Source organism: Wolbachia endosymbiont of Drosophila tristis, from assembly GCF_028981745.1.
In the GTDB taxonomy this organism is placed as follows: domain Bacteria; phylum Pseudomonadota; class Alphaproteobacteria; order Rickettsiales; family Anaplasmataceae; genus Wolbachia; species Wolbachia pipientis.
The window spans coordinates 1-3,019 of the sequence record NZ_JAPQLN010000050.1 but is presented as its reverse complement, the minus strand read 5'-3'; the positions used below and the strand labels follow the sequence as shown (position 1 = coordinate 3,019).

Annotated in this window: 4 protein-coding genes and 1 tRNA gene; 4 read left to right on the top strand and 1 reads right to left on the bottom strand. The window is 36.6% G+C overall.

Annotated elements, in window-relative coordinates:
* Positions 1–737 precede the first annotated feature (737 nt).
* The 4 genes from rplU to metK all read left to right on the top strand — a co-directional run bounded on the left by rplU (position 738) and on the right by metK (position 2,636).
* Entirely contained in the window at positions 738–1,040 is a 303-nt protein-coding gene (gene rplU / locus OZD64_RS01825) for a 50S ribosomal protein L21 (protein WP_010082251.1), read from the top strand.
* Positions 1,041–1,050: 10 nt separating this feature from the next.
* On the top strand, positions 1,051–1,320 hold the full coding sequence (rpmA, locus tag OZD64_RS01820) for a 50S ribosomal protein L27 (protein ID WP_010082252.1): 270 nt from the start codon (positions 1,051–1,053) through the stop codon (positions 1,318–1,320).
* A 9-nt stretch (positions 1,321–1,329) separates the two neighbouring features.
* Positions 1,330–1,406 (top strand) — tRNA-Ile (locus OZD64_RS01815).
* Between the two features lie 57 nt (positions 1,407–1,463).
* The gene (gene metK, locus OZD64_RS01810; protein WP_274999202.1) at positions 1,464–2,636 is read left to right on the top strand and encodes a methionine adenosyltransferase; all 1,173 of its coding nucleotides are present in this window, start codon (positions 1,464–1,466) and stop codon (positions 2,634–2,636) included.
* Between the two features lie 193 nt (positions 2,637–2,829).
* On the opposite strand, the gene OZD64_RS01805 is transcribed toward metK, so the two are convergent.
* Positions 2,830–3,019 (bottom strand): transposase (locus OZD64_RS01805; RefSeq protein WP_274999142.1); only part of this gene is annotated, 190 nt, incomplete at its 5' end.

Genomic DNA, 3,019 nt, shown 5'->3' with positions numbered 1-3,019 from the left:
AATAAGCTGAACGCGCTTATAAAGCGTTACAAGACATCAAAAAATGCCAATACTCGACAGAGATAGTAAAAGACTAGCTAACTCGGGGGTCCTTTGTCTTTTTTTCTGCTTAGTAAATTTCTTAAACATTTGCAGCGTAGGTTAGTTGCAATTAAAAGCAGCTAAATTGCAGTGTTTAAGACTTAAAAAACGCCAATACTGAAAATAGACAATGACTAGGGTTTCTTTTGCCTTTTTTTTTATTTGGTAAATTCCTTAATGTTTATGGCTAAACGACAATCGTCATCCCGCTGCTTGTTAGCGGCTGAGATACCGCGAATGAATCGCGGTATGACGGTTCGCGGCGGTATGACGTAGGACTGCTGTCATCCCAGTGCGTGACACTGGAATCCCAAAAAAGGATGATGTCATCCTAGTGCTCCTTTTTTTGTCATCCGAGTAGCTGACACTTGGATGACATCGTCATAAAGGAACCAGTGTCAAGCTACTCGGATGACAGGAGAAGGGGCTACTTGCATGACGGTGTCGGTAAACTTAGAGCTATAATAACTATTTGCCTTTTTTCTGCTTAGGTTATGCAAGAAGTCTACTGTCTGAGAAAAGGTAGATAAAAGATGAAAACAGATAGAAGTATTTTAGTAGCTCAAAAAGAACGTTAAGTCATGCTTTTTATTTATATTGACAGCGTATATGACATCGTTTACGATTAAAGTTAATAACAATAATTTATATTTATCATGTTTGCAGTAATTGAGACTGGTGGAAAGCAATATTTAGTAAAAGAAGGTAGTATAATAAAGGTAGAGAAGTTAGAAGCTGAAGAAAAAAAAGAGGTGGAAATCAATAAGGTGATTTGTATTTCAAATAGTGGCTTATCTTATTCATCTAATGCTACTGTTAAAGCTGAAGTGTTGGAGCAGTGCAGGGGGGAAAAAATTATAATCTTTAAGAAGAAAAGAAGAAAAAATTACCGTAGGAAAACTGGTCATAGGCAGTATATAACTGTTCTTCGTATAAATGAAATTAGTCTTCAAAAGTAAGAGGTAAGATATGGCAACTAAAAAATCAGGTGGTAGTTCCTGTAATGGTAGAGATTCAGCGGGTCGTAGGTTAGGAATAAAGAAGAATGGGAAGGTTATTCCTGGTAACATAATTGTGCGCCAAAGAGGCACAAAATTCCATCCTGGAAAGAATGTTGGTATAGGTAAAGATCATACGATTTTTGCTAAAATAGAAGGCTGGGTCAGCTTTAGAAGATCAGCAAATAAAAAGACTTTTATTGATATCTTGCCTACAGATAATATGAAAGCTTCAGCTTGAATAAATCAGGGGTCTGTAGCTCAGGTGGTTAGAGCGCACGCCTGATAAGCGTGAGGTCGGAGGTTCAACTCTTCCCAGACCCACCATTTAGTAGTTACTAACTGTGTTTTCTATAGCGGTTTTGATATTGTATAAGCAAAAACATGAGTTTATATAAAAATTTAGTAACCAGTGAATCAGTGGCGGCTGGTCATCCAGATAAAGTAGCAGATCAAATTTCAGATGCAATACTTGATGAGTACCTTTTTACTGATCCTTTTGCGCGAGCTGCAATAGAGACTTTAGTCACCAAAGATAACGTTATTATAGCTGGGGAAGTGTTTGGGCCTAACATCAAAAATAGCAGGATTGAAAGTATTGTACGGAATACAATAAAAGATATTGGTTACAAGCACGATGGGTTCCACTGGAGAAAAGTGAAAGTAAATATATTGCTGCATGAGCAATCAAATGACATTGCAATAGGGTTGGATCAAGGTGCTGGAGATCAGGGCATAATGTATGGCTATGCAACAACAGAGACAGAAAACCTTATTCCGGCACCCATTTTTTATGCACACTCGATTCTGAAAAATATCATGAGCGCAGTTAAAGAAGCAAAACTTGGTCCAGATGCAAAGTCACAAATCACTTTGGCATATGAGAATAACCTCCCGGTACGTGCTGAAAGTATTATTGTCTCAATACAGCACCCTGAGGATTTGGATCAATCAAAAGTAAAAGAAATAATTTACCCTTACATAGTTTCATCTTTACCTGAAGGATGGATGTGTCCTGAGGAAAATCTCTTAGTCAATCCAACTGGTAGATTTGTTATTGGTGGACCGGTTAGTGATTGTGGATTAACCGGACGAAAAATTATGGTTGATACTTATGGAGGTTATATTCCACACGGTGGAGGAGCGTTTTCCGGAAAAGATGCAACCAAAGTTGATAGATCTGCGGCTTATATGGCAAGATATCTTGCTAAAAATATTGTCTTTGCAGGTTTGGCTGAACGTTGTCTTGTGCAGCTTTCTTATGCAATTGGTGTATCAAAACCTACTTCATTCTATATTGATACATTTGGTGCGAATAAGGTAGAGGAAAGAGTAATTAAAAAGTTTATCGAGAATAATATAGATTTATCAACAAAAGGCATAATCAAGCATTTATCGCTTAATCATCCTATATATAAACGTACAGCCTGTTATGGACATTTTGGTCAAGAGTCAGAAAGTGACGGTGGATTTTCTTGGGAAAGCATAAACTTGTCTGCTGATCTTCGTAGAGAATTCAATATAGAAGGTAATAGTAAAATTTCTTTAGATTGCTAAAATTTTTGATTTACAGCCCCATATTTATATACTAGCTTATTGTTAAAGCATAGCACGCTTTTTCATAATAATTATACCATATTAGTAATAATTTTTATATTCAATTTTTATTGTGAGGCTTATAAAGTGTATAACGAAATAGAAGGAGAACTGTACAACGTAATTGTAAGAGGTTGTCCGGAAACTAGTAAATTCAAGCATATTCCCTCTTTAACATAACCCTACTCATAGCTAGGTATATGAAATTCTCAGTGGATGTTGTGAGTAAATCATACTCCTTCGATAGCCTTCTATTCCTATTAACCCAAGCAAAAGTCCTTTCTACAACCCATCTTCTTGGCTGTACTTTAAACCCTTGTTCTCTTGTTGGTAGTAGCTCAGGT

Bases quoted from the DNA above. Each gene is read 5' to 3' on its own strand.
- metK (WP_274999202.1), top strand. From the start codon at position 1,464: ATGAGTTTATATAAAAATTTAGTAACCAGTGAATCAGTGGCGGCTGGT.
- rplU (WP_010082251.1), top strand. From the start codon at position 738: ATGTTTGCAGTAATTGAGACTGGTGGAAAGCAATATTTAGTAAAAGAA.
- rpmA (WP_010082252.1), top strand. From the start codon at position 1,051: ATGGCAACTAAAAAATCAGGTGGTAGTTCCTGTAATGGTAGAGATTCA.